This window comes from Dyella sp. C11 (assembly GCF_003121485.1).
Lineage (GTDB): Bacteria > Pseudomonadota > Gammaproteobacteria > Xanthomonadales > Rhodanobacteraceae > Dyella.
The window spans coordinates 68015-87643 of sequence record NZ_QAVX01000006.1; the positions used below are offsets into that span (position 1 = coordinate 68015).

15 protein-coding genes are annotated in these 19629 nt (G+C 63.2%); 3 read left to right on the forward strand and 12 right to left on the reverse strand.

Annotation, left to right across the window (positions count from 1 at the left end):
- Nucleotides 1-19 precede the first annotated feature (19 nt).
- The 9 genes from DK366_RS07845 to DK366_RS07885 form a co-directional block, all read right to left on the reverse strand.
- Nucleotides 20-1312 (reverse strand): adenylosuccinate synthase, encoded by a 1293-nt coding sequence (locus DK366_RS07845; protein ID WP_109124987.1) that lies wholly within the window; start codon nucleotides 1310-1312, stop codon nucleotides 20-22.
- Between the two features lie 196 nt (nucleotides 1313-1508).
- Entirely contained in the window at nucleotides 1509-1694 is a 186-nt protein-coding gene (locus DK366_RS07850) for a DUF2065 domain-containing protein (RefSeq protein ID WP_109124988.1), read from the reverse strand.
- 13 nt (nucleotides 1695-1707) lie between these two features.
- Nucleotides 1708-2577 carry a protease modulator HflC gene (gene hflC, locus DK366_RS07855; RefSeq protein ID WP_109124989.1) on the reverse strand — a complete coding sequence of 290 codons (870 nt, stop codon included), beginning with the start codon at nucleotides 2575-2577 and terminating at the stop codon, nucleotides 1708-1710.
- On the reverse strand, nucleotides 2574-3770 hold the full coding sequence (gene hflK / locus DK366_RS07860) for an FtsH protease activity modulator HflK (protein ID WP_109124990.1): 1197 nt from the start codon (nucleotides 3768-3770) through the stop codon (nucleotides 2574-2576). Before hflK ends, hflC begins: the two co-directional genes overlap by 4 nt.
- 221 nt (nucleotides 3771-3991) lie before the next feature.
- On the reverse strand, nucleotides 3992-5305 hold the full coding sequence (gene hflX, locus DK366_RS07865; protein ID WP_109124991.1) for a ribosome rescue GTPase HflX: 1314 nt from the start codon (nucleotides 5303-5305) through the stop codon (nucleotides 3992-3994).
- 147 nt (nucleotides 5306-5452) lie between these two features.
- A complete protein-coding gene (gene hfq / locus DK366_RS07870; protein WP_109124992.1) occupies nucleotides 5453-5719 on the reverse strand; it encodes an RNA chaperone Hfq in 267 nt (88 codons plus the stop codon).
- Between the two features lie 159 nt (nucleotides 5720-5878).
- Complete coding sequence (gene miaA, locus DK366_RS07875) at nucleotides 5879-6829, reverse strand: tRNA (adenosine(37)-N6)-dimethylallyltransferase MiaA (protein WP_109124993.1); 951 nt, start codon at nucleotides 6827-6829, stop codon at nucleotides 5879-5881.
- Between the two features lie 302 nt (nucleotides 6830-7131).
- On the reverse strand, nucleotides 7132-7881 hold the full coding sequence (locus tag DK366_RS07880; protein ID WP_109124994.1) for a carbonic anhydrase family protein: 750 nt from the start codon (nucleotides 7879-7881) through the stop codon (nucleotides 7132-7134).
- An 80-nt stretch (nucleotides 7882-7961) separates the two neighbouring features.
- On the reverse strand, nucleotides 7962-10076 hold the full coding sequence (locus DK366_RS07885; protein WP_232820970.1) for a S46 family peptidase: 2115 nt from the start codon (nucleotides 10074-10076) through the stop codon (nucleotides 7962-7964).
- A gap of 187 nt (nucleotides 10077-10263) precedes the next feature.
- On the opposite strand from DK366_RS07885, the gene tdh reads away from it, so the two are divergent.
- The 3 genes from tdh to kbl all read left to right on the forward strand — a co-directional run bounded on the left by tdh (nucleotide 10264) and on the right by kbl (nucleotide 16638).
- Nucleotides 10264-11298, forward strand: coding sequence for an L-threonine 3-dehydrogenase (gene tdh / locus DK366_RS07890; protein WP_198651469.1), 1035 nt, complete (start codon nucleotides 10264-10266; stop codon nucleotides 11296-11298).
- Between the two features lie 181 nt (nucleotides 11299-11479).
- A complete protein-coding gene (locus DK366_RS07895) occupies nucleotides 11480-15175 on the forward strand; it encodes a DUF748 domain-containing protein (RefSeq protein ID WP_109124996.1) in 3696 nt (1231 codons plus the stop codon).
- A 269-nt stretch (nucleotides 15176-15444) separates the two neighbouring features.
- Nucleotides 15445-16638 (forward strand): glycine C-acetyltransferase, encoded by a 1194-nt coding sequence (gene kbl, locus DK366_RS07900; RefSeq protein ID WP_109124997.1) that lies wholly within the window; start codon nucleotides 15445-15447, stop codon nucleotides 16636-16638.
- Nucleotides 16639-16798: 160 nt separating this feature from the next.
- Here kbl and DK366_RS07905 read toward each other — a convergent pair whose 3' ends face one another.
- From DK366_RS07905 to DK366_RS07915, 3 genes are all read right to left on the reverse strand, one after another.
- Nucleotides 16799-17509, reverse strand: coding sequence for a pseudouridine synthase (locus tag DK366_RS07905; RefSeq protein WP_343125616.1), 711 nt, complete (start codon nucleotides 17507-17509; stop codon nucleotides 16799-16801).
- A 177-nt stretch (nucleotides 17510-17686) separates the two neighbouring features.
- Nucleotides 17687-18784 (reverse strand): OmpA family protein, encoded by a 1098-nt coding sequence (locus DK366_RS07910; protein ID WP_109124999.1) that lies wholly within the window; start codon nucleotides 18782-18784, stop codon nucleotides 17687-17689.
- Nucleotides 18785-19139: 355 nt separating this feature from the next.
- The coding region (locus DK366_RS07915; RefSeq protein ID WP_157956477.1) for an OmpA family protein at nucleotides 19140-19629 on the reverse strand (490 nt) is incomplete at its 5' end.

Here is a 19629-nt window from a genome sequence, read left to right on the forward strand (position 1 = left end):
CGTCTGGACGTCCAAACGATCAGGCGAACGGATGATCCAGCACGATGGTGTCGTCGCGGTCGGCGCCGGTGGCGACGAGGGAGAGCTTGCAGCCGGACAGTTCTTCCACGGCGCGCAGGTAGGCGCGGGCGGCGGCGGGCAGCTTGTCCCATTCGCGGATGCCGGCGGTGGATTCTTCCCAGCCCGGGAATTCCAGGTAGACCGGCTTGCACTCGGCCCAGCCATCGGCGTCCAGCGGTGCGAGTTCGCGGCGCTTGCCACGGTATTCGTACGCAATGCAGACCTTGATGGACGGCAGGCCGTCGAGCACGTCGAGCTTGGTGATGGCAAGGCCGTTGATGCCGTTGATCTGCACGGCGCGCTTGAGCGCGACGAGGTCGATCCAGCCGCAACGACGCGGACGACCGGTGCTGGCGCCGAACTCGTTGCCGACCTTGCGCAGGCGCTCGCCCATTTCGTCTTCGAGTTCGGTCGGGAACGGACCGCCGCCGACGCGCGTGGCGTACGCCTTGCAGATGCCAAGCACGTAGTCGATGTCGCCCGCGCCCACGCCGGTGCCGGCCAGTGCGCCGCCCACGGTGGTGTTGGACGAGGTGACGTACGGGTAGGTGCCGTGGTCGATGTCGAGCAGTGCGCCCTGCGCGCCTTCGAACAGGATATGACCGCCTTCCTTGCGCACGTCGTGCAGGATGGTAGCGACGTCGTCGACCATCGGGCGAATGAATTCGCCATAGGCCAGCGCGTCATCAAGCACGGTCTGGAAATCGACCGGCTCGGCCTTCAGCCACTGCGTGAGGATGAAGTTGTGGTATTCCACGGCCGCCTTGATCTTCTCGGGCAGCTCATGCGGGTACATCAGGTCGGCCACGCGCACGCTGCGGCGAGCCACCTTGTCTTCGTAGGCCGGGCCAATGCCGCGACCGGTGGTGCCGATGGCGCTCTTGCCGGCAGCGGCTTCGCGCGCCTTATCCACGGCGATGTGGTACGGCATGATCAGCGGCGTCGCCGGGCTGATCTTGAGGCGCGAGCGCACTTCCACGCCCTGCGCTTCGAGTTCTTCGATTTCCTGCTTGAGGGCCTGCGGCGAGAGCACCACGCCGTTGCCGATCAGGCACAGCGCATCGTCACGCAGGATGCCCGAGGGAATCAGGTGAAGAACGGTCTTCTTGCCGCCGATGACCAGCGTGTGGCCGGCGTTGTGACCGCCCTGGAAGCGAGCGACGGCTTTGACCTCTTCGGTCAGCAGGTCGACGATCTTGCCCTTGCCTTCGTCGCCCCACTGCGCACCAAGGATGACTACTGACTTGCCCATGATGATGTTGCTCTCGTCAATTTGAAGAATGAGGTGCCCCGAGGGGCTGGAAGTGTGCCCAAGCCTTTTGTTCGTCATTCCCGCACAGGCGGGAATCCAGTGCCTTTCAAGTCACTGGGCCCCTGCCTTCACAGGGACGACGGTAAGGCTCTGTTGGAAATCTCGATGGATTGAACGGCCCATCTACCGCATTAACTCAATGCATCCACTGCAACGCCGCCAGACCGATGCCTATCGCCACCGCGCCAAACAGGCGCAACGTGCGCGGACTCATCTTGGCCACTTCGCGCATGGTGGCTTGCCAACTGCGCGGCGCCGCGAACAACACGAGCCCTTCGATCACCAGCACCAGGCACAACGCGCCTGCCAATTCACGCGACATGACCCGTCACCCTCTAGTGACGAGGCGACGTGCCGTCGTTGAAATACTTCAGGAATTCCGAATCCGGCTTGAGCACCAGCACGCCCTTGCCGTCCTTGAACGACGTACGGTACGCGGCCAAGCTTCGATAAAACGCGAAGAACTCCGGGTCCTGACCGTAAGCCTGGGCATAAATGGCCGCCGCCTGCGCGTCGCCCTCGCCCTTCACCTTGGCGGCGTCACGCTCGGCCTCGGCCTTCACCACCTGGGCCTGACGGTCGGCGTCGGCCTTGATGGTTTCGGCGGCCTGCTGGCCGGTGTAACGCAGTTCATTGGCCAGCTGGGCGCGCTCGGCCCGCATGCGCTTGTAGACCGATTCGCTCACTTCGTCCGGCAGGTCGATGCGCTTGATGCGCACGTCGAGCACTTCGATGCCCAGGTTCTTGCGGGCGGCGGCATCGGTCTGCTTGCGCACGCGCTCGGTGACGTCCTTGCGGCCGGCGGAAACCAGTTCCTGCAAGGTGCGGCCGTTGAATTCGAAGCGCAGCGCATCCTTCACGATGGGCGTGAGGCGATTGGCCGCCTGCAGCTCATCGCCGGCGGTGGCGCGGTAATACGCGGCGTTGTCGGCAATGCGCCACTTCACGTAGAAGTCGACGTTGACGCTCTTCTTTTCGGAGGTGAAGTAACGCTCGGGCTGCGCTTCCAGGGTGAGGATGCGGTTGTCGAACGTCATCACCTGCTGGATGAACGGCACCTTGGCGTGCAGGCCGGGCTGATCACCCGTGCGCACGATGCGGCCGAATTGGAGTACCAGTGCGGTCTGGCCTTCGTGCACCACGAACAGGCTGTTGAAGCCCAGCAGCACGATCAGGACGGCAATGATGGCAGAGGCGAACTTCATGGCTGCTTCTCCTTGCCGCCACCCAGGCTGCTGTCGCTGCCTGCTGCCGATTGCATCACCGAACCTACGCCCTGGATATCCTTGCCGGTGGCACGGTCGAGCGGGAGGTAGATCATGTTGCGGCCGCCGGAACCATCCAGCACCTTGGGATTGTTGGACATCACGTCCTCGACGGTTTCCAGCCACAGGCGACGACGCGTGACATCCGGCGCGGCCTTGTATTCCTTGAGGATGAGGTTGAAGCGGGCCGCGTCGCCGGTGGCCGTGGCCACGCGAGCCGCGGTGTAACCCTGTGCCTCAGCCGAAATGCGTGCCGCATCGCCGCGTGCCACCGGGACAACCTGGCTGGCGTAGGCGCGTGCGTTGTTCTCGGTGCCCTGCTTGTCTTCGCGCGCGGCGTTGACGTCGTCGAAGGCGTCCTTCACTTCCTGCGGCGGGGCCACGTTCTGGAAGCTCACGTCGGTGACCACGAGGCCGGCGTCGTATTCGTCCAGCGTGGCCTGCAGGATTTCGCGCGTCTGCTGTTGCAGCGTGTCGCGGGTCTGGGCTTTCGGCGTGGCGGGAATGGCGGCCGGCACCGCAACTGCAGCCACGGACGATGCGCCCGCCACGGAACTTGCCGGCGCAGGCGTGGGCGTGGCGGAAGCCTGCTCGGCCTCGCTCTGACTGGTGAGCACGTTGTCCATCACGTTGGCGCCCACTACCGTGCGCACGGCAGCTTCGGCCGCCTGACGCAGCGTGTCTTCCGGCGGACCGCTCAGCGAGAAGAGGAACTTGCGCGCATCGGACACCTGGTACTGCACGTTGAAGTCGACCGAGATGATGTTCTCGTCGCTGGTCAGCATGCGCACCTTGTCCGACACCGAACGGATTTCCGTGGTGCCGACCTTGGTCACCGTTTCAACGGGACTGGGAAGCTTGAAGTGGAAACCCGGCTGCAGCGTGCGCGAGTACTTGCCAAAGCGCAGCACCACGCCAGCCTGGCGGGCGTCCACGATGGTGAAGCTGCTCATGCCGACCCACACGATGAGGAAGGCCAGCAGGATGGTGAAGATGCCGCCAGCACTACCGCCCAGCTTGCCGAAGCGGTTGCGCAGTTGCTTGAGCATGTCGTCCAGCCCCGGCTTGTTGCCGGTCTGACGATTCCTGTTCCACGGATCACGTTGCCCGTTACCGGGTTCGTTCCAGGCCATGGTCAGTCTCCTTAAGGCCGCTGGGAGGCCGGCTGCATTGGCCGGAAAACGCGTTGAACGGGTTTTGACATGATGTCCGCTGCTTGGTGTGGCTGTGTCCGGGCATGGATGGCCGCACAAACGGCGACCATTCTACCAGAGCCGGGCGACGATTCCCCACCCGTGCCCGGCCTGGGACCCACTCGCGCCATGAAGGTTCAGGCCCGGCGGGCCCGGCACGCCTAGAAGGCTTCCTGTTCCTCGGAGCCCAGCAACTCCCGCAGAAGTGCGGCTTCGGTGGCGCTGCCGCCGCTGAGGGGCGCGATGACGCTGCGAGGCGCATCGATATTCAGGCGCCAGCCGTCCTCGTCCACTTCCTCACCAGCAATGGCGCCCGCCGCCTTCAGGCGTGCATGCAGGCGGCCAGCGGAATGCGGCAGGCGAAGTTCGGACTGCACGCGGTCGCCGCCCAGCAATTCACCCAAGGCCTGACGAAGCAGGTCAAGCCCCTGCCCGGTCGCGGCCGACAGCCACACCGTGGTCGGACGGCCTTCGCCGTCGCGATCGATGCGTGGCTCGGCACCCGCCAGGTCGATCTTGTTCATCACGCGCAGCTGCGGCAGGTCGCCCGCGTCGATTTCCTCAAGCACGTTGTCAACGACCTGAGCGAGACGCTCGCGCTCTTCGTCCGCCGCGTCACTCACGTGCAGCAGCAGGTCGGCATCGCGCGCTTCGGCCAGCGTGCCGCGGAAGGCGGCGACCAGATCGTGGGGCAATTCGCGCACGAAACCCACGGTGTCGGCCAGCACGGCGGGACCGCACGAAAGCCCTTCAAGCTTGCGCACCGTGGGGTCCAGCGTGGCGAACAGCAGGTCGGCGGCAAACACCTCGCCTTCGGTCAGCACGTTGAACAAGGTCGACTTGCCGGCATTGGTGTAACCCACCAGGGCGACACGCGGCACCGTGTTGCGCATGCGCGCGCGACGCTGCTGCACGCGCTGCGTCTGCACCTTTTCGAGGCGCTTGGTAAGCATTTTCACCCGCTCGGCCAGCAGGCGGCGGTCGGTTTCCAGCTGGGTTTCGCCCGGACCGCGGTTGCCGATGGCACCGCCGCGCTGGGCATCCAGATGGGTCCAGCCGCGAACCAGACGCGTGGCGAGATGCTTGAGCTGGGCCAGCTCCACCTCGAGCTTGCCTTCGTGCGAACGGGCGCGCTGGGCGAAGATGTCCAGGATCAGCCCCGCCCGGTCCACCACGCGGATGTTGAGCAGCTTTTCGAGGTTGCGCTCCTGCACCGGCGTCAGCAGGTGATCGACCAGCACCAGGTCCGCACCCATGGCCCGCGCGGCCTCGGCCACCTCGTCGGCCTTGCCGGTGCCGATGTAATAGCGCGGATTGGGCACGTCGATGCGTGCAGGAATGCTGCCGAGAATCTCGGCGCCGGCCGAGCGAACCAGCTCGGCGAATTCTTCGGCGCGACGCACTGCATCGCCCTCGCCGCGGGAATGCGGGAGAACGAGAAGGGCGCGTTCGCCTTTCTTTTGACGATCAAACAATGACGGATGAGCCTTTATGGAGACGCCGCGCCGTGGGCCACGAAGGACCCACGGCGCGAATCGGAGCGGAAAGTGTATGCGGTTGCGCGGCCAGCCGATAAGGCCGGGGCGCCTTCCCTACTCAGATGGGTCGACTCTCCCGCCGAATCAACCTTCCGATTCGGCCGCACCCGGGGCGTCGCCGTGCCCGTCGTGGCCGTTGCCGACGCGAACGTTGCGGCTGGGAACCACGGTGGAAATGGCGTGCTTGTAGACCATCTGGCTGACCTGGTTGCGCAGCAGCACCACGAACTGATCAAACGATTCGATCGTGCCCTGCAGCTTGATGCCATTCACCAGGTAGATGGCGACCGGAACGCGCTCGCGGCGCAGTGCATTGAGAAATGGATCTTGCAACGATTGCCCTTTGGACATTTTATGTTCTCCCCTCGCAACGGACGGACCGGGATAAAAGACGCATGACGCGCCCCGGTCCAAGGCGGAGGAATATTAACCACTTTTAAATCGTTGATGAAAGGGAAAATGCACGCTTTCATCATGTGTGAAAAAGACGTTTAGAAAATCAGCAAAACATTAACGCCGAGTTCCAAGAAAAAGCGCCAAAGCTTGATCGGCCGTGGCTTTCAGCACTGGTCGTTCGGGGTCCAATACCCGCGCATCGAGTTCGCCGCGCAACCATGTCATCTGGCGCTTGGCAAGCTGACGGGTGGCAAAGACGCCACGATCGCGAAACTCTCCTGCGGGGATTTGGCCATCCAGATACTCCCATGCCTGGCGGTAGCCCACCGCGCGGATAGCCGGCAGGTCCGCATGCAGGTCGCCGCGGGCGCGCAAGGTTCGCACCTCGTCAAGAAACCCGTCTTTCAGCATGGCGTCGAAGCGCTGGGCGATGCGTGCGTGCAACGGGGCGCGATCCTCAGGAACCAGTGCCAGCTTGAGCACGCGCCAGGGGAAACGCTCGCCCGTGCCGCCGCGTTGTTGCTCCGACATGGGGCGACCGGTGAGCTCGATAACTTCAAGCGCGCGCTGGACGCGTTGCGCGTCGTTGGGGCCGATGCGCGCCGCCGCCGCAGGATCGAGCGCGGCGAGACGCGCGTGCATGGCAGGCCAGCCTTCCGTCGCCGCTTCGGCCGACAACCGTTCGCGAACCTGCGGATCGGCCTCGGGCAGTTGGGAAAGCCCCTGCTGCAATGCACGGAAATACAGCCCGGTGCCACCGACCAGCAGCGGCACCCTGCCCTGTGCCGTGATGTCCTGCATGGCAGCCATGGCATCACCGCGAAAATCGGCCGCCGAATAAGGTTCAGCCGGATCGCGGATATCGATAAGCCGATGCGGATAACGCGCCAGTGTCGCCGCATCGGGTTTGGCCGAGCCGATATCCAGGCCGCGATAAACCAGCGCGGAATCCACGCTGATCAGATCGACGGGAAAACGTTCGCTCAATGCGCAGGCGAGCGCGGTCTTGCCCGACGCGGTCGGGCCCATCAGAAACACGGCGAGCGGGCGCTGATCGATCGGCATTCGCGCATTCTAATGGCGAAGGCCGCGTTTCTGTGGGAGTACACCCGGTGCGTGACTCGCCGTCACCGAGTGGCGCGGCATGTCGCGCACAGGGTGCGCTCCCACAACAGGGCGAGTGCGGTCAGCTGTAGAACTCCAGCATGCCGCAGACCAGGTGATACCTCGAGCCGACGATCCTGATCTTGCCGTCCTTCTCCAAGCCGTCTACTTGTGGGAGCGCACCCTGTGCGCGACTCGCGATCACCGGACGGTGCGGCATGTCGCGCACAGGGTGCGCTCCCACAACAACAGAGTGAGTGCTATCAGCTGTAGAACTCCACCGCACCGCCTACGAGGTGGTACATCGAGCCGACAATCTTGATCTTGCCGTCCTTCTCCAGGCCGGCGAGCACGTCGCTCCGGCGACGGATCTCGTCGATGGTGTGGCGCACATTGGTCGCCGCCACGGCATCGACGTAGGCGTCGTTCTTGCTGCTGCGGTCACCGTTGAACTGGGTGGCATCAACGGCGGGCTTGATCTTGTCGAGCAGACCCGTGAGGTTGCCGAGCTTGGCGTTGTCGATGGCGCCCTTGATGGCGCCGCATGCGGTATGCCCCATCACCAGCACCACCTTGGCGCCGGCCAGCGCACAGGCGAATTCCATGCTGCCCAGCAGATCGTCATTGGCGATATTGCCCGCGACGCGCGCGTTGAACAGGTCGCCGATGCCGGTATCGAAGACGATCTCGGCCGGTGCACGCGAGTCGATGCAGCTCAGGATCACGGCAGCGGGATATTGCCCGCCCGCGCTCGTGCGCTTTTGCCCGAGGTAATCGTGGGCCTGCATCTTGCCGGAGCGGAAACGGTCATTGCCTTCTTTGAGCAGCGCGATGATGCGATCTGGCGTCAGGGCATCGCGTTGTTCCTTGGTCAGCGCGACGTCTCGCGCCTCACTTGGCGAAACCCACGACAGGCCACCCACAGCGGCGAAGGCTGCGACGCCCAACGACGATTTCAGCAAGGAACGGCGAGCGGCATCCGGTGCGTGTTCGCAACAGTTATCGTGGTCCATAAAGCCCCCAAGGCGTGCATGAAGCGCTTACTGCACGCCCGGGGCGATGAAACCGTTGTGAACCGGCCCGCCCCCAGGAATCAACGCGCAGGCACGCCCATTTCCTTGAGCAGCTGCGGTGCCGGATAGACCTTGTCCATCAGCCAGCGCATGTAGCGCAGGTCCACATGGATGGCCCGCTTGTAGCGTGGATCGAACATCCAGCTGGCACTGACCGCTTCCCAGTTGCTGTCGAAATTGAGGCCGACCAGTTCGCCCCTGGCGTTGAGCACCGGCGAGCCGGAGTTGCCGCCGGTGGTGTCCAGGTTGCTGAGGAAATCGACGGGCATCAGGCCTGATTTCGCGTCGGCATAGCCTTCGTAATCGCCCTTGGCGATGGCATCGAGCAAGGGCTTCGGCGCATCGAAGGGCGCCACACCGGTGTTCTTTTCAACGATGCCGGCCGTCGTGGTTTGCGGTTCATACGACACCGCATCGCGCGCCTTGAGCGGGGTGACCTTGCCGTAGCTCACGCGCAGCGTGCTGTTGGCATCGGGGTAAACCGCGCGCCCCTGCTTTTCGCGGTAAGCGATCAATGCATCCATATAAGCCGGGCGAACGCGCAGCAGCTCGCCTTCGCGCGTCTTGCGCTCGTCTTCCTGGCGCAGCAGCGCCGGTTGCAACTGGAACGCCAGCGACAGCAAGGCGTCATCCGCATGGCTCACCGCGGCCGGTTCGGCATTCAGCCATTCAAGTCGCCGGGGCTCATCACCAAGATGGGTGGCGCTGTACACCTGATCGAGTTTCCTGGCGAGCTCCTCAGGTGTGCGACCGAAGGCGGCATCGAATTCGGGGAAACGCTGTGCGTCAGGCAGTTTCTGGTAGCGGGTGAGCAACGCGCTGAGAAGACGCTTCTCGACCGCGGGATCGTAGCGGCGCTGCACCTGGCGAAGCATGCCGGCGATCAGGTCTTCGTCGCGCTTCTGGTAGCCCGCTTCACGCTGCGCATCCGGCAGCGCGCGTTCGTGCGCGAGCCGTTGCAGGGTGATGGCCGAGCGCAGCAACTGCGTCTGGCTTTGCATCAAGCCCAGCAGGAGATCGCGCTCGCGCGTGGCGCTGCCAGCGGCAATCAGGTGATTGACCTCATCGATCTGCGGTCGCAACGTGCCGGCCTGCGGCTGCGCGGCGAGCCACGTCATCATGGCGTCTTCGTCGTTGCGGCGGATGGTGACGGCGTCGCTGCGCCGCAGGCCGTCCAGTTCGCCTTCGAAACGCTTGATGTTGTTCTTGAGCGACTGCAGCTGCGAGGCGTAGCGGATGGCCGCCTGACGATCATCCCGTCCGGTGTCCTCGATGACGTGTTGCAACTGCTGCATCACCTGCACCGTCGTGGGCAAACGCCATTCCACCTGGTCCGCGAACTCGGCCGCCGTGCGGTGCCGGTAGGTGATGCCCGGATAACCCGCAAGCATCACGAAATCGCCGTCGTGCACGCCATCGCGAGCGACCTGCAGGTGCGCGGGCGGATGGTAGGGCACGTTGTCGTTTGCGTAATCCGCCGGCTTGCCGTCCTTGCCCACATAGGCGCGCAGCAGGGTGAAATCACCCGCATGGCGTGGCCAGACGAAGTTGTCCACTTCATCGCCGTAATTGCCGATGGCGCGCGGCGGCGCATAGACCAGACGAATGTCGCGAAGCTCCAGCTGCTTCACCAGATAGAAATCGCGGCCGTAGAACATGTTGACCACGCTGCAACGCATGCCGGGCTCGCGCTCGCATTCGGCCACCAGCGTTTTGCTGATGGCGTCGATGGCGTCGAAATAGGCACGCCCTGTCTTGCCATGCGCCGCGGCGAGCACCTTGTCGCTGACCTTGTCGAAGCCCGTGGTCACGCGCAGGCGAAAATCGGGATTGGCCGGGAGTTCTTCACCACGCGCGTGTGAAACGAAACCGTTCTGGATCAGGTCGCGCTGTGCGTTGCTGTTGTACTGGATCACGCCAAAGGCGACATGGTGGTTGGTGAGTACCAGGCCATCGTCGCTGATGAACGAGCCGGTGGCGCCGCCCACTTTCACCACCGCATTGAGCGGCGCCTTGGTGAGGTCCGCGAGGTCGGATGGATTGCCCTGGAAGCCGGCGGCGTGCAGCTGCCTGGCAATGCTGGGCAATTGCGACGGCATCCACATGCCTTCGTCGGCTTGAGTCGGTGTTGCCATGGCCAGTCCCAGTGCCGCGGTCAGCAGCGTCAACGTCCATCGTTTCATGCCGGTCCTTCAACGGATATCGCAAAATATTGCGACCCTATCCGCTTCCCGCCCCGGCGGCAACGCTGCACTGCACGACGCAGCGCGTTCGCCCGCCTCTTATAATTGTCGTTTTCCCGCCCTTCCCCACGGAAATCCCATGCCTCAGATGATGAAAGCCCTGGTCAAGCGCAACCCCGAACAGGGCATCTGGATGGAAGAAGTCCCCGTTCCCGAGGTCGGCCCCAACGAGGTGCTGATCAAGATGGAAAAGACCGCGATCTGCGGCACGGACCTGCACATCTACAAGTGGGACGACTGGTCCCAGCGCACCATCAAGCCGGGCCTGACCATCGGCCATGAGTTCGTCGGCCGCATCGTGGAGATCGGCCCGGGCGTCACCGGCTACAAGATCGGCGACCGCGTGTCCGCCGAGGGCCATATCGTGTGCGGCCACTGCCGCAACTGCCGCGCCGGCCGCCAGCACCTGTGCCCGAACACCGTGGGCATCGGCGTGAACCGCAATGGCGCGTTCGCCGAATACATGACCATGCCGGCGTCCAACCTGTGGCCGATTCCGGACCAGATCCCGTCCGAGCTGGCTGCCTTCTTCGACCCCTACGGCAACGCCGCGCATTGCGCGCTGGAGTTCGACCTGATCGGCGAAGACGTGCTGATCACCGGCGCCGGCCCCATCGGCATCATCGCTGCGGGCATCGCCAAGCATGTGGGTGCACGTAACGTGGTGGTCACCGACATCAACGACTACCGTCTGAAGCTTGCCGCCGACATGGGCGCCACGCGCGTGGTGAACGTGGCCAACCAGTCGCTGAAGGACGTGATGAAGGACCTTCACATGGAAGGCTTCGACGTGGGCCTGGAGATGAGCGGCAACCCGCGCGCCTTCAACGACATGCTCGACTGCATGTACCACGGCGGCAAGATCGCCCTGCTCGGCATTCTGCCCAAGGGTGCAGGCATCGACTGGGACAAGGTGATCTTCAAGGGCCTCACCATGCAGGGCATCTACGGCCGTCGCATGTACGAGACCTGGTACAAGATGACCCAGATGGTGCTGACGGGTTTCCCGCTGCAGAAGGTGCTCACGCACCAGATCCACATCGACGATTTCCAGAAGGGCTTCGACCTGATGGATGCCGGCAAGTGCGGCAAGGTCGTGTGCTCCTGGAACTGAGCATCCACGAAACCATCACATAAATAAGCTTGGCCGCCGCATCCACGGCGGCCAAGTCGTTTTTTGGATACTGCGGCACTAGTACACTCGGGCCAGGCGGCCGACAGAATCGCTGGGATTGTGAAGGTGCACAGCCCAAAGGCTGTGTACGGTCGGCACGCGATGTCATGGGAGCATCGTGATGGCGGGCCTTTTCAACCACTCTCGACTGGCCGCAGGACGCGACCGCGCCGTTGCCGTCTACAAATCTCGTCGAACGCGCAAGGTCGCACTGATCATCGCCATCGTGCTGATCGTGTTCGGCATCTTCGGGTTTCTTGCCGCGCCGTCCATCATTCGAAGCCAGATCGAGAAACGCGCCAGCGTCGCGCTGCAACGCCCCGTCACCTTGGGCGCCGTGCATCTGAATCCCTATACGTTGCGGTTGGAACTGGATCAGCTTCACATCGCGGATCGTGACGGCAAGTCCGCGTTCGTCGATATCGACCAGGCGGTGATCAATACCTCGTGGGCCTCGGTCTTCCGCATGGCACCCGTGCTGGATGAGCTGACGCTGCAGCGTCCACGCATTCGCCTCGTGCGCACCGCCGATCAGCGCTTCAATTTCAGCGACATCATCGATCGCATCAACTCCACACCGTCCGATCCGAAGGCGCCGCCCACGCGCTTTGCGCTGTCCAACATCAGCGTGCACAACGGCGACATCCAGTTTGCCGACGAAGCGCTGAAGACCAACCATCACGTCGAGAAGCTGGAACTGGGCATTCCGTTCATCGCCAACCTGCCCAGCGACACGGATGTGTTCGTGCAGCCGCTGCTGTCGATGGACGTGGATGGCAGCCCGCTGCACATCCAGGGGCAGACCAAGCCCTTCGCGGATACGCGCGAGTCCACCGTCAATTTCCACATCGATCGCCTGGATCTGGCCAAGTACATCGGCTATGCGCCGACGACGCTGCCGGTGGCCATTCCCAAGGGCCAGCTCAGCGGCGACCTGGTACTCCACTTCGTCCAGGCCAAGCCGACACCGCAGCTGCAACTCACGGGCAAGCTGGAGCTGGATGACTTCGCGCTCAACAACAACACCGGGCAAGCGATACTCAGCCTGGGCAAAGGCACCGCGGATCTTGCCGATGTGCAGCCGCTGGAATCGCGCTACAACATCGGCGCGCTGGCACTCGATCAGGCGCAGCTCTATTACACCGCCGGCCCCGAAGGCCACAGCAACTTCGATTCATTGACCGCGGCACCGGCCAAACCCGAGCCGGACAAGAAGACGCAGCCCACCGATCTGCGCATCGCCTCGATGACGCTGACCAACAGCGCCATCCACTACACCGATGCGGCCGGCAGCAAGATCGACATGGGCAACCTGCATGGGAGCCTGCGCGGGCTCAGCATGCTCGCGGCGCCTGCTGCCAACCTGGACATGACCGCGCAGTTCTTCGGTGGCGAGCTTTCGTTCAAGGGCACGGTGGATCTCGCCAAGAACACGTTGGTCGGCACGATCGGCCAGCAGCAGGTTGACCTCGCCCCGCTGCAGGCCGCGACCTACCAGGGCCTTGCCGCGCGTGTGACGAAGGGCAAGCTCGATGCCAACGGCAAGCTGCAGGTGAACTGGGGCACGCCGTTCAACGTGCACCTTGCCGATGCCAAGGCTACGGTCACCGACTTTGCGATGGAGCCGCAATTCAAGGGCCAGGGCTCGCCCGTGGCCTGGAAAACCATGGAAGCGGAGATCACCCAGATCGACCTTGCCACGCAGCAGGCGCAACTGGGCACCGTGAAGGCAACGGGCTTGAGCCTGGATGTGCAACGCGACCGCCGCAAGTACATCAGTCTGGTGGATCTGTTTGCGGCAAAGAATGCGCCTGCGAAGAAGCCCGCCGGTCCACCGTGGCACTGGAGCGTGGCGCATCTGGCTTTCGACAACGCGGCCGTGGCGTTCACGGACCTGGCGGCCGGCGACAAGCCGGTGAAGATCAGGATCGACTCGCTCAGCGGTGGCATGGACAACCTGAGCGACAAGCTCAACGAACCGCGCGACATGAAGTTGGCAGGCACGATCAACAAGGGCACGTTCACTGCCACCGGCAAGGTGCAGCCGCTGCCTTCGCTGGCCGATATCCAGCTTGTCACCCAGCGCCTGGATATCGCCACGTTCCAGCCGTACATCAGCGTGCCGTTGAACGTGACCATTTCCAGCGCACGCATCAGCAGCAACGGCAAGGTGCATTACGACGGACGCAGCGCTGACCCCAAGCTCACCTACAAGGGCAGTGCCGCGCTGGAACAGGTGCGCATCCAGGACAAGCTGACAGGCGATGACTTCCTCCGCTGGCGCACGCTCAGCGGCACAGGCATGGATGTCTCCTATGGCTATGGCGCGCCGCGCATGCACGTGGCCAATCTCGTGCTCAGTTCGTTCTACGCGCGCATGATCGTCAACGCGAACGGCACGCTCAATCTTTCGGAAGTGGTGGCCAATCCGGAAGCGGCGCCCGTGTCGGTCACACGCGCCGACAACGAGCAGCCGGTCGGTGCGAAGCCGGCAGCGGCGGCATCGACACCGCCGCCTCCGCCACCCGTGCGCACACCAGGCCCTCAGACGAAGACCGGCGCCGCGGCGACGCCTGCATCGGCGTCTTCCGCATCGGCACCGGAAGCGGACATCCACCTCCGCGGCATCACGCTGCTCAATGGCCAGCTCAACTACGCCGCCAACTTCATCAAGCCCAATTACACGGCCAACCTGACCAAGGTCACCGGCAAGATCGGCGCGTTCGGTCCCAAGCCGGGCGATCCGCCAGCGGATCTCTCCGTGCAGGCTGCGTTGAACGACAACTCGCCGGTAGATATCGACGGCACCATCAACCCCCTGCAGCCAGGGGCCTTCCTCGACATCAAGGGCAAGGCGAATGAGGTCGAACTGACAGGGCTGAGCGCCTATTCCACCAAATACACGGGCTATCCGATCACGGCCGGCAAGCTGACGATGGACGTCCATTACCAGCTGGACCAGCGCAAGCTCAACGCCGACAACCATATCTTCATCACGCAGCTCACCTTCGGCGATCGCGACGAAAGCCCCGGCATCAAGCATCTGCCGGTGAAGCTTGCGGTGGCGCTGTTGAAGGACACGCAAGGCAACATCGATGTGGATGTGCCCGTGTCCGGGTCGCTGGACGATCCGCAATTCAGCATGGGCGGCCTGATCTGGCGCGCCATCGGCAACCTCATTGCCAAGGCCGCAACGGCGCCGTTCCGCCTGCTGGGTGCGGCATTCGGCGGCAGCAACCACGAAGACCTGGGCTACGTGGAATTCGATCCCGGCTCGGCCGTGCTCGACAAGAACGCGCAGGAGCGACTGGGCAAGGTCGTGGCGGCGCTCAATCAGAAGACGTCGCTGAGTCTGGACATCATCGGTCGCGTCGATCCTTCCAAGGACCAGGACGGCCTGCGCAAGGTGACCGTGGAAAACATGGTGCGCAAGCAGAAGGTGCTCGATCAGGACGGCAAGAATGCCGACACCTCCGACGCCGCCCTGGCCGCCGTAAGCATCACGCCGGACGAAGACGAGAAGTACCTCAAGCGCGCCTACAAGGACGACGATTTCAAGGGCAAGCCGAAGAACATCATTGGCTTGAAGAAGTCGCTTGAGCCCGACGAGATGCGCAGCCTGATGGAAACCAACGTGGCCGTGGACGATGCCGCGCTGCGCGACCTTGCGCAGCGACGTGCCGCAGCGGTGCAGGCCTGGCTCAAGGGCAAGCTGGACGACAAGCGCATGGCCATCAAGGACCCCAAGCTCGATACGAAAGACATCGACGACAAGGGCAAGACCACGCGCGTGGAATTGGGGCTGCATCAAGGCTGAGAAAAGACGCGCCCTGCTCCCTCTCCCCTATGGGGAGAGGGCTGGGGTGAGGGATCGGCCTGGCCTCGAGGCTGCAAAGGTTCGATCTTCGCCTTCAACTTGTTGAAAGCAACTCAAGCTAACGAACGTGCGCTACCGCGAGCACCCGCCCTTTATCCCCTTTTCGGGACTTACCCCAGCCCTCTCCCCGCAGGGGAGAGGGAGCAAGGGCTCGCCACCTTGCCCCTAAAGGCTCAAAATAGCCTTTTGCCCCCAGCTGGAAGATCCCCATGAGCTACCCCGGCCAGTCGCGCTTCACCAGCGAACTCGAATCGATCCGTGAGCAAGGCCTGTTCAAGGCCGAACGCATCATCACCTCGCCGCAGTCGGCGAAGATCCGCCTGGACAGCGGCAAGGAAGTGCTCAACTTCTGCGCCAACAACTACCTCGGCCTGGCCGATCATCCCGATGTGATCCAGGCGGCCAAGGACGCGCTTGATACGCACGGCTTCGGCATGGCTTCCGTGCGCTTCATCTGCGGCACGCAGGATCTGCACAAGGAACTGGAGAAGAAGATCGCCGATTTCTTCGGCACCGAAGACACCATTCTCTATGCCGCCTGCTTCGACGCCAACGGCGGCCTGTTCGAGCCGCTGCTCGGCGAAGAGGATGCGGTGATCTCGGATGCGCTCAACCACGCCTCCATCATCGACGGCATCCGCCTGTGCAAGGCCAAGCGATTCCGTTACGCCAACTGCGACATGGCCGACCTGGAAAAGCAGCTGCAGGCCGCCGACGCCGCTGGCGCGCGCACCAAGCTGATCACCACGGACGGCGCGTTCTCGATGGATGGCTTCATCGCGCCGCTGGACAAGATCACCGCGCTGGCCGAGAAGTACAACGCCCTGGTGCACATCGACGAATGCCATTGCACCGGCTTCCTCGGCGATACGGGCCGCGGCTCGGCTGAAGTGAATGGCGTGCTCAACAAGATCAACATCATCACCGGTACGCTGGGCAAGGCACTCGGCGGTGCGCTGGGTGGCTTCACCACCGGCCCCAAGGAAGTGATCGAGATGCTGCGCCAGCGCTCGCGTCCGTATCTGTTCTCCAACTCGCTGCCGCCGCATGTGGTCGCCGCGGGCATCAAGGTGTTCGACATGCTGTCCGCCGCGGGCGACCTGCGCGAGCAGGTAAAGGAAAACACACGCTACTTCCGCGAACAGATGGCCAAGGCCGGTTTCGACATCAAGCCGGGCGTGCACCCCATCGTGCCGGTCATGATCTATGACGCCAAGAAGGCCCAGGCCATGGCGACGGAATTGCTCGATGAAGGCATCTACGTCACCGGCTTTTTCTATCCGGTCGTGCCGCAAGGCCAGGCGCGCATCCGCACGCAGATGAGTGCAGCGCACACGCGCGAACACCTGGATCAGGCGATTGCTGCGTTTACCAAGGTGGGCAAGAAGCTGGGCGTGATTTGATTGAAGGGCATCGCATCGCCATGCGGCGAGCGATGCCTTATTACCCACTTGGCAATCGTCGCTCTTTTGTAGGAGCGCACTTTGTGCGCGACCGCGGCGTTTCAGCGCCCACTCTGTAGGTTTGTCGCGCACAAGTGCGCTCCTACAGTGAGCGGCTTGTTCACTTCTGCGCGTCGCCGCTCAACTGCAGCACTTCCTCGGGCGACAGCTGCCGCCACTGCCCTTTCGCGAGATCGCCCAGGAGCAATGGCCCGACAGCGACGCGAATCAGCCGCAACACATCAATGCCGTGGGCATCGAGCAGGCGGCGGATATGCCGGTTTCGGCCTTCGTCCAGCACAATTTCCAGCCACGCGTTCTTCTCGCCGCTTCTCAGCAAGGTCGCGCGTCGGGCAGAAAGGCGCTCGCCCTGCTCTTCGATGCCTTCCACCAATCGATCGAGCAGCGACTGGTCGGGAATGGCATTGACCTGCACGTGATACGTCTTGTCGACATGATGCCTGGGCTCGGTCAACCGCGCCGCCCATACGCTGTCGTTGCTCAGCAGCAGCAGGCCTTCGCTTGCCTTGTCGAGCCGACCCACCGGCCCCAGCCACGGCAGGCCGGCATCCTTCAGCAGGTCATAGACCGTATCGCGACCGCGCTCATCGGCTGCGCTGACGACAATGCCGCGCGGCTTGTTGAGTGCAATATAGACACGCGTGCTGGCAGCAACGGGTTCGTTGTCCAACAGAATGCGTTGACGCTCTGCATCCGCCGGCCGTTCCGGGTCGAGCACGACCTTGCCATCCACGCTCACCCTGCCCTCGCGTATCGCCTTTTCCGCCTGGCTGCGCGAACACACGCCCATCTTGCTGAGCACACGCGCCAGGCCATGGCGTGGTGCCGTTGAAGCTGATGTGCGTGAGGAAGGACGTGACGGGCGCATTCGGAGCATTCGAGAGATAAAAACTGGCCATGCGCATGATAGGTGACCTGTCAGCGCTTTCGCACAAAAAGAAAAGCCCGGCTTTCGCCGGGCTTTTCGGTACTACTTGAACAGATCCTATTACTGCTGGACCTGCAGTTCCGTACGACGGTTCTGGGCGCGGCCAGCATCCGTGTCGTTGCTGCCGATCGGATCGTTCTTGCCGTGGCCGAAAGGACCAATCAGGCGGTCGGCGGCAACGCCGTGAGCCGTCAGGTACTTGTACACGATCGCAGCGCGACGCTCGGACAGATCCTGGTTGTAGGCGTCCTTACCGACCGAGTCGGTGTAGCCGGCAACCGTGACCTTGACCTGCGGGTAACGCTGCAGGGTGTCAACAGCCTGGTCGAGGATGGCAACCGAGTCAGCGGTCGGCTCAGCCAGCGCCTTCTTGATGTCCGTCTCGCCCTTCTTCGGGCGGTCGAACTTGAAGTTGACGCCGCGCAGGTCGATCACGACCTTCTGCGGGCAGCCGTCCGGACCAACGATCGTGCCTTCCGGCAGATCCGGGCACTTGTTGTCGCACAGGTTCACGCCGTTGCGGAACTGCTTGGAGCAGTCCGGAGCCACCGGAGCCACCGGAGCCGGGGCCGGAGCAGCAGCCGGTTCGCCGAAGCGCGACACGATGCTGAAGCCCAGGAACCAGTCGCCGTAGCCGTTGTTCTGCGGCTGGCTCTTGTCGTCCCAGTCGTAGCGGTAGCCGCCTTCAACGCGGAAGTCGGTGCTGTCGGTGATCGTCTTGGAGACGCCAACGCCCACTTCAGCAGCCGGCGACCAGGAGTGGCTGGCCGGATCCATGTGGTAGCTGCCCATCACGCCGACGAGGGCGTACGGACGCCATGCGTTCCAGTCGCCGTAGTAGAAGCGAGCAGCAACGCCAACGTTGTTGTTCGCCCAACGATCGCTGTTGCCACCGTCAACGGTGCGCTTGGTGCGATCGAAGAACACGTCGATGGAGGTGTTCGGAGCGATGAAACGACCAAAGCCCAGGCCGTAGTAAACCTGGCGGCTGTTGGTGTTGCGATCGGTATCGTTGTAGTAACCGCCAACCGTCGGAGCGATGTACCAGCGGCCGTCATAGGTCGACGTCGTGGAACCGGCGGTGCTGTCCTGTGCGTGCGCGGCACCCACGCCGCCCAGAGCCAGGGCGATCGTCAAATACAAGCCCTTACGATTCATCAGGTGTCTCCTCGTTTTTATTGGTGTTCGCGTCCGTTTCCACCCCAGACGGAAAGCGCGCGTCATAACTGACTTCTGCACTAGGACTATTCTTGTCCTTTGCTTTGCGGCTCGATCAAGGGGGACAAGACCACAAGCGGCGCGGAGTGTAGCAAAATCGTTAAGAGCATCGCACGCCTCGCTAGACGCTCTCGGTGAGCCCCGGTTCAGGCAGATGAGTTCGATGCAAAAACCTGCGCACGCAGGTGCGACAACGTGTCACCACAAAACAATCTGTTATCGCGAAACGCGTTATTGAAAAAAAGAAAAGCCCGGCTTTTGCCGGGCTTTTCTGATTTCCCAACGAGCTGTTGGATTACTGCTGAACCTGCAGCTCCGTACGACGGTTGCGAGCGCGACCGGCATCCGTGTCGTTGCTGTCGATCGGATCGTTCTTGCCGTGACCGATCGGACCATCCAGACGGCTGGCAGCGATGCCATGGCCGATGAGGTAGTCGTACACGATCTTCGCACGACGCTCCGACAGGCCCTGGTTGTAGGCATCGGTACCGACAGAGTCGGTGTAGCCGGCAACCGTGACACGCACGTTCGGATAACGCTGCAGCGTGTCGACCGCCTGGTCGAGCACAGCCAACGAATCCTTCGTCGGTTCGGCCAGCGACTTCGCAATGTCCTTCTCGCCCTTCTTCGGACGATCGAACTTGAAGTTGACGCCGCGCAGGTCGATGACGACCTTCTGCGGGCAGCCATCCGGACCAACGATCGTGCCTTCCGGCAGATCCGGGCACTTGTTGTCGCACAGGTTCACGCCGTTGCGGAACTGCTTGGAGCAGTCCGGAGCACCG

Coding starts and splice junctions, on each gene's coding strand:
- DK366_RS07845 (WP_109124987.1), bottom strand. CDS start 1,312: ATGGGCAAGTCAGTAGTCATCCTTGGTGCGCAGTGGGGCGACGAAGGC.
- DK366_RS07850 (WP_109124988.1), bottom strand. CDS start 1,694: ATGTCGCGTGAATTGGCAGGCGCGTTGTGCCTGGTGCTGGTGATCGAA.
- hflC (WP_109124989.1), bottom strand. CDS start 2,577: ATGAAGTTCGCCTCTGCCATCATTGCCGTCCTGATCGTGCTGCTGGGC.
- hflK (WP_109124990.1), bottom strand. CDS start 3,770: ATGGCCTGGAACGAACCCGGTAACGGGCAACGTGATCCGTGGAACAGG.
- hfq (WP_109124992.1), bottom strand. CDS start 5,719: ATGTCCAAAGGGCAATCGTTGCAAGATCCATTTCTCAATGCACTGCGC.
- miaA (WP_109124993.1), bottom strand. CDS start 6,829: ATGCCGATCGATCAGCGCCCGCTCGCCGTGTTTCTGATGGGCCCGACC.
- DK366_RS07880 (WP_109124994.1), bottom strand. CDS start 7,881: ATGGACCACGATAACTGTTGCGAACACGCACCGGATGCCGCTCGCCGT.
- DK366_RS07885 (WP_232820970.1), bottom strand. CDS start 10,076: ATGGCAACACCGACTCAAGCCGACGAAGGCATGTGGATGCCGTCGCAA.
- tdh (WP_198651469.1), top strand. CDS start 10,264: ATGCCTCAGATGATGAAAGCCCTGGTCAAGCGCAACCCCGAACAGGGC.
- DK366_RS07895 (WP_109124996.1), top strand. CDS start 11,480: ATGGCGGGCCTTTTCAACCACTCTCGACTGGCCGCAGGACGCGACCGC.
- kbl (WP_109124997.1), top strand. CDS start 15,445: ATGAGCTACCCCGGCCAGTCGCGCTTCACCAGCGAACTCGAATCGATC.
- DK366_RS07910 (WP_109124999.1), bottom strand. CDS start 18,784: ATGAATCGTAAGGGCTTGTATTTGACGATCGCCCTGGCTCTGGGCGGC.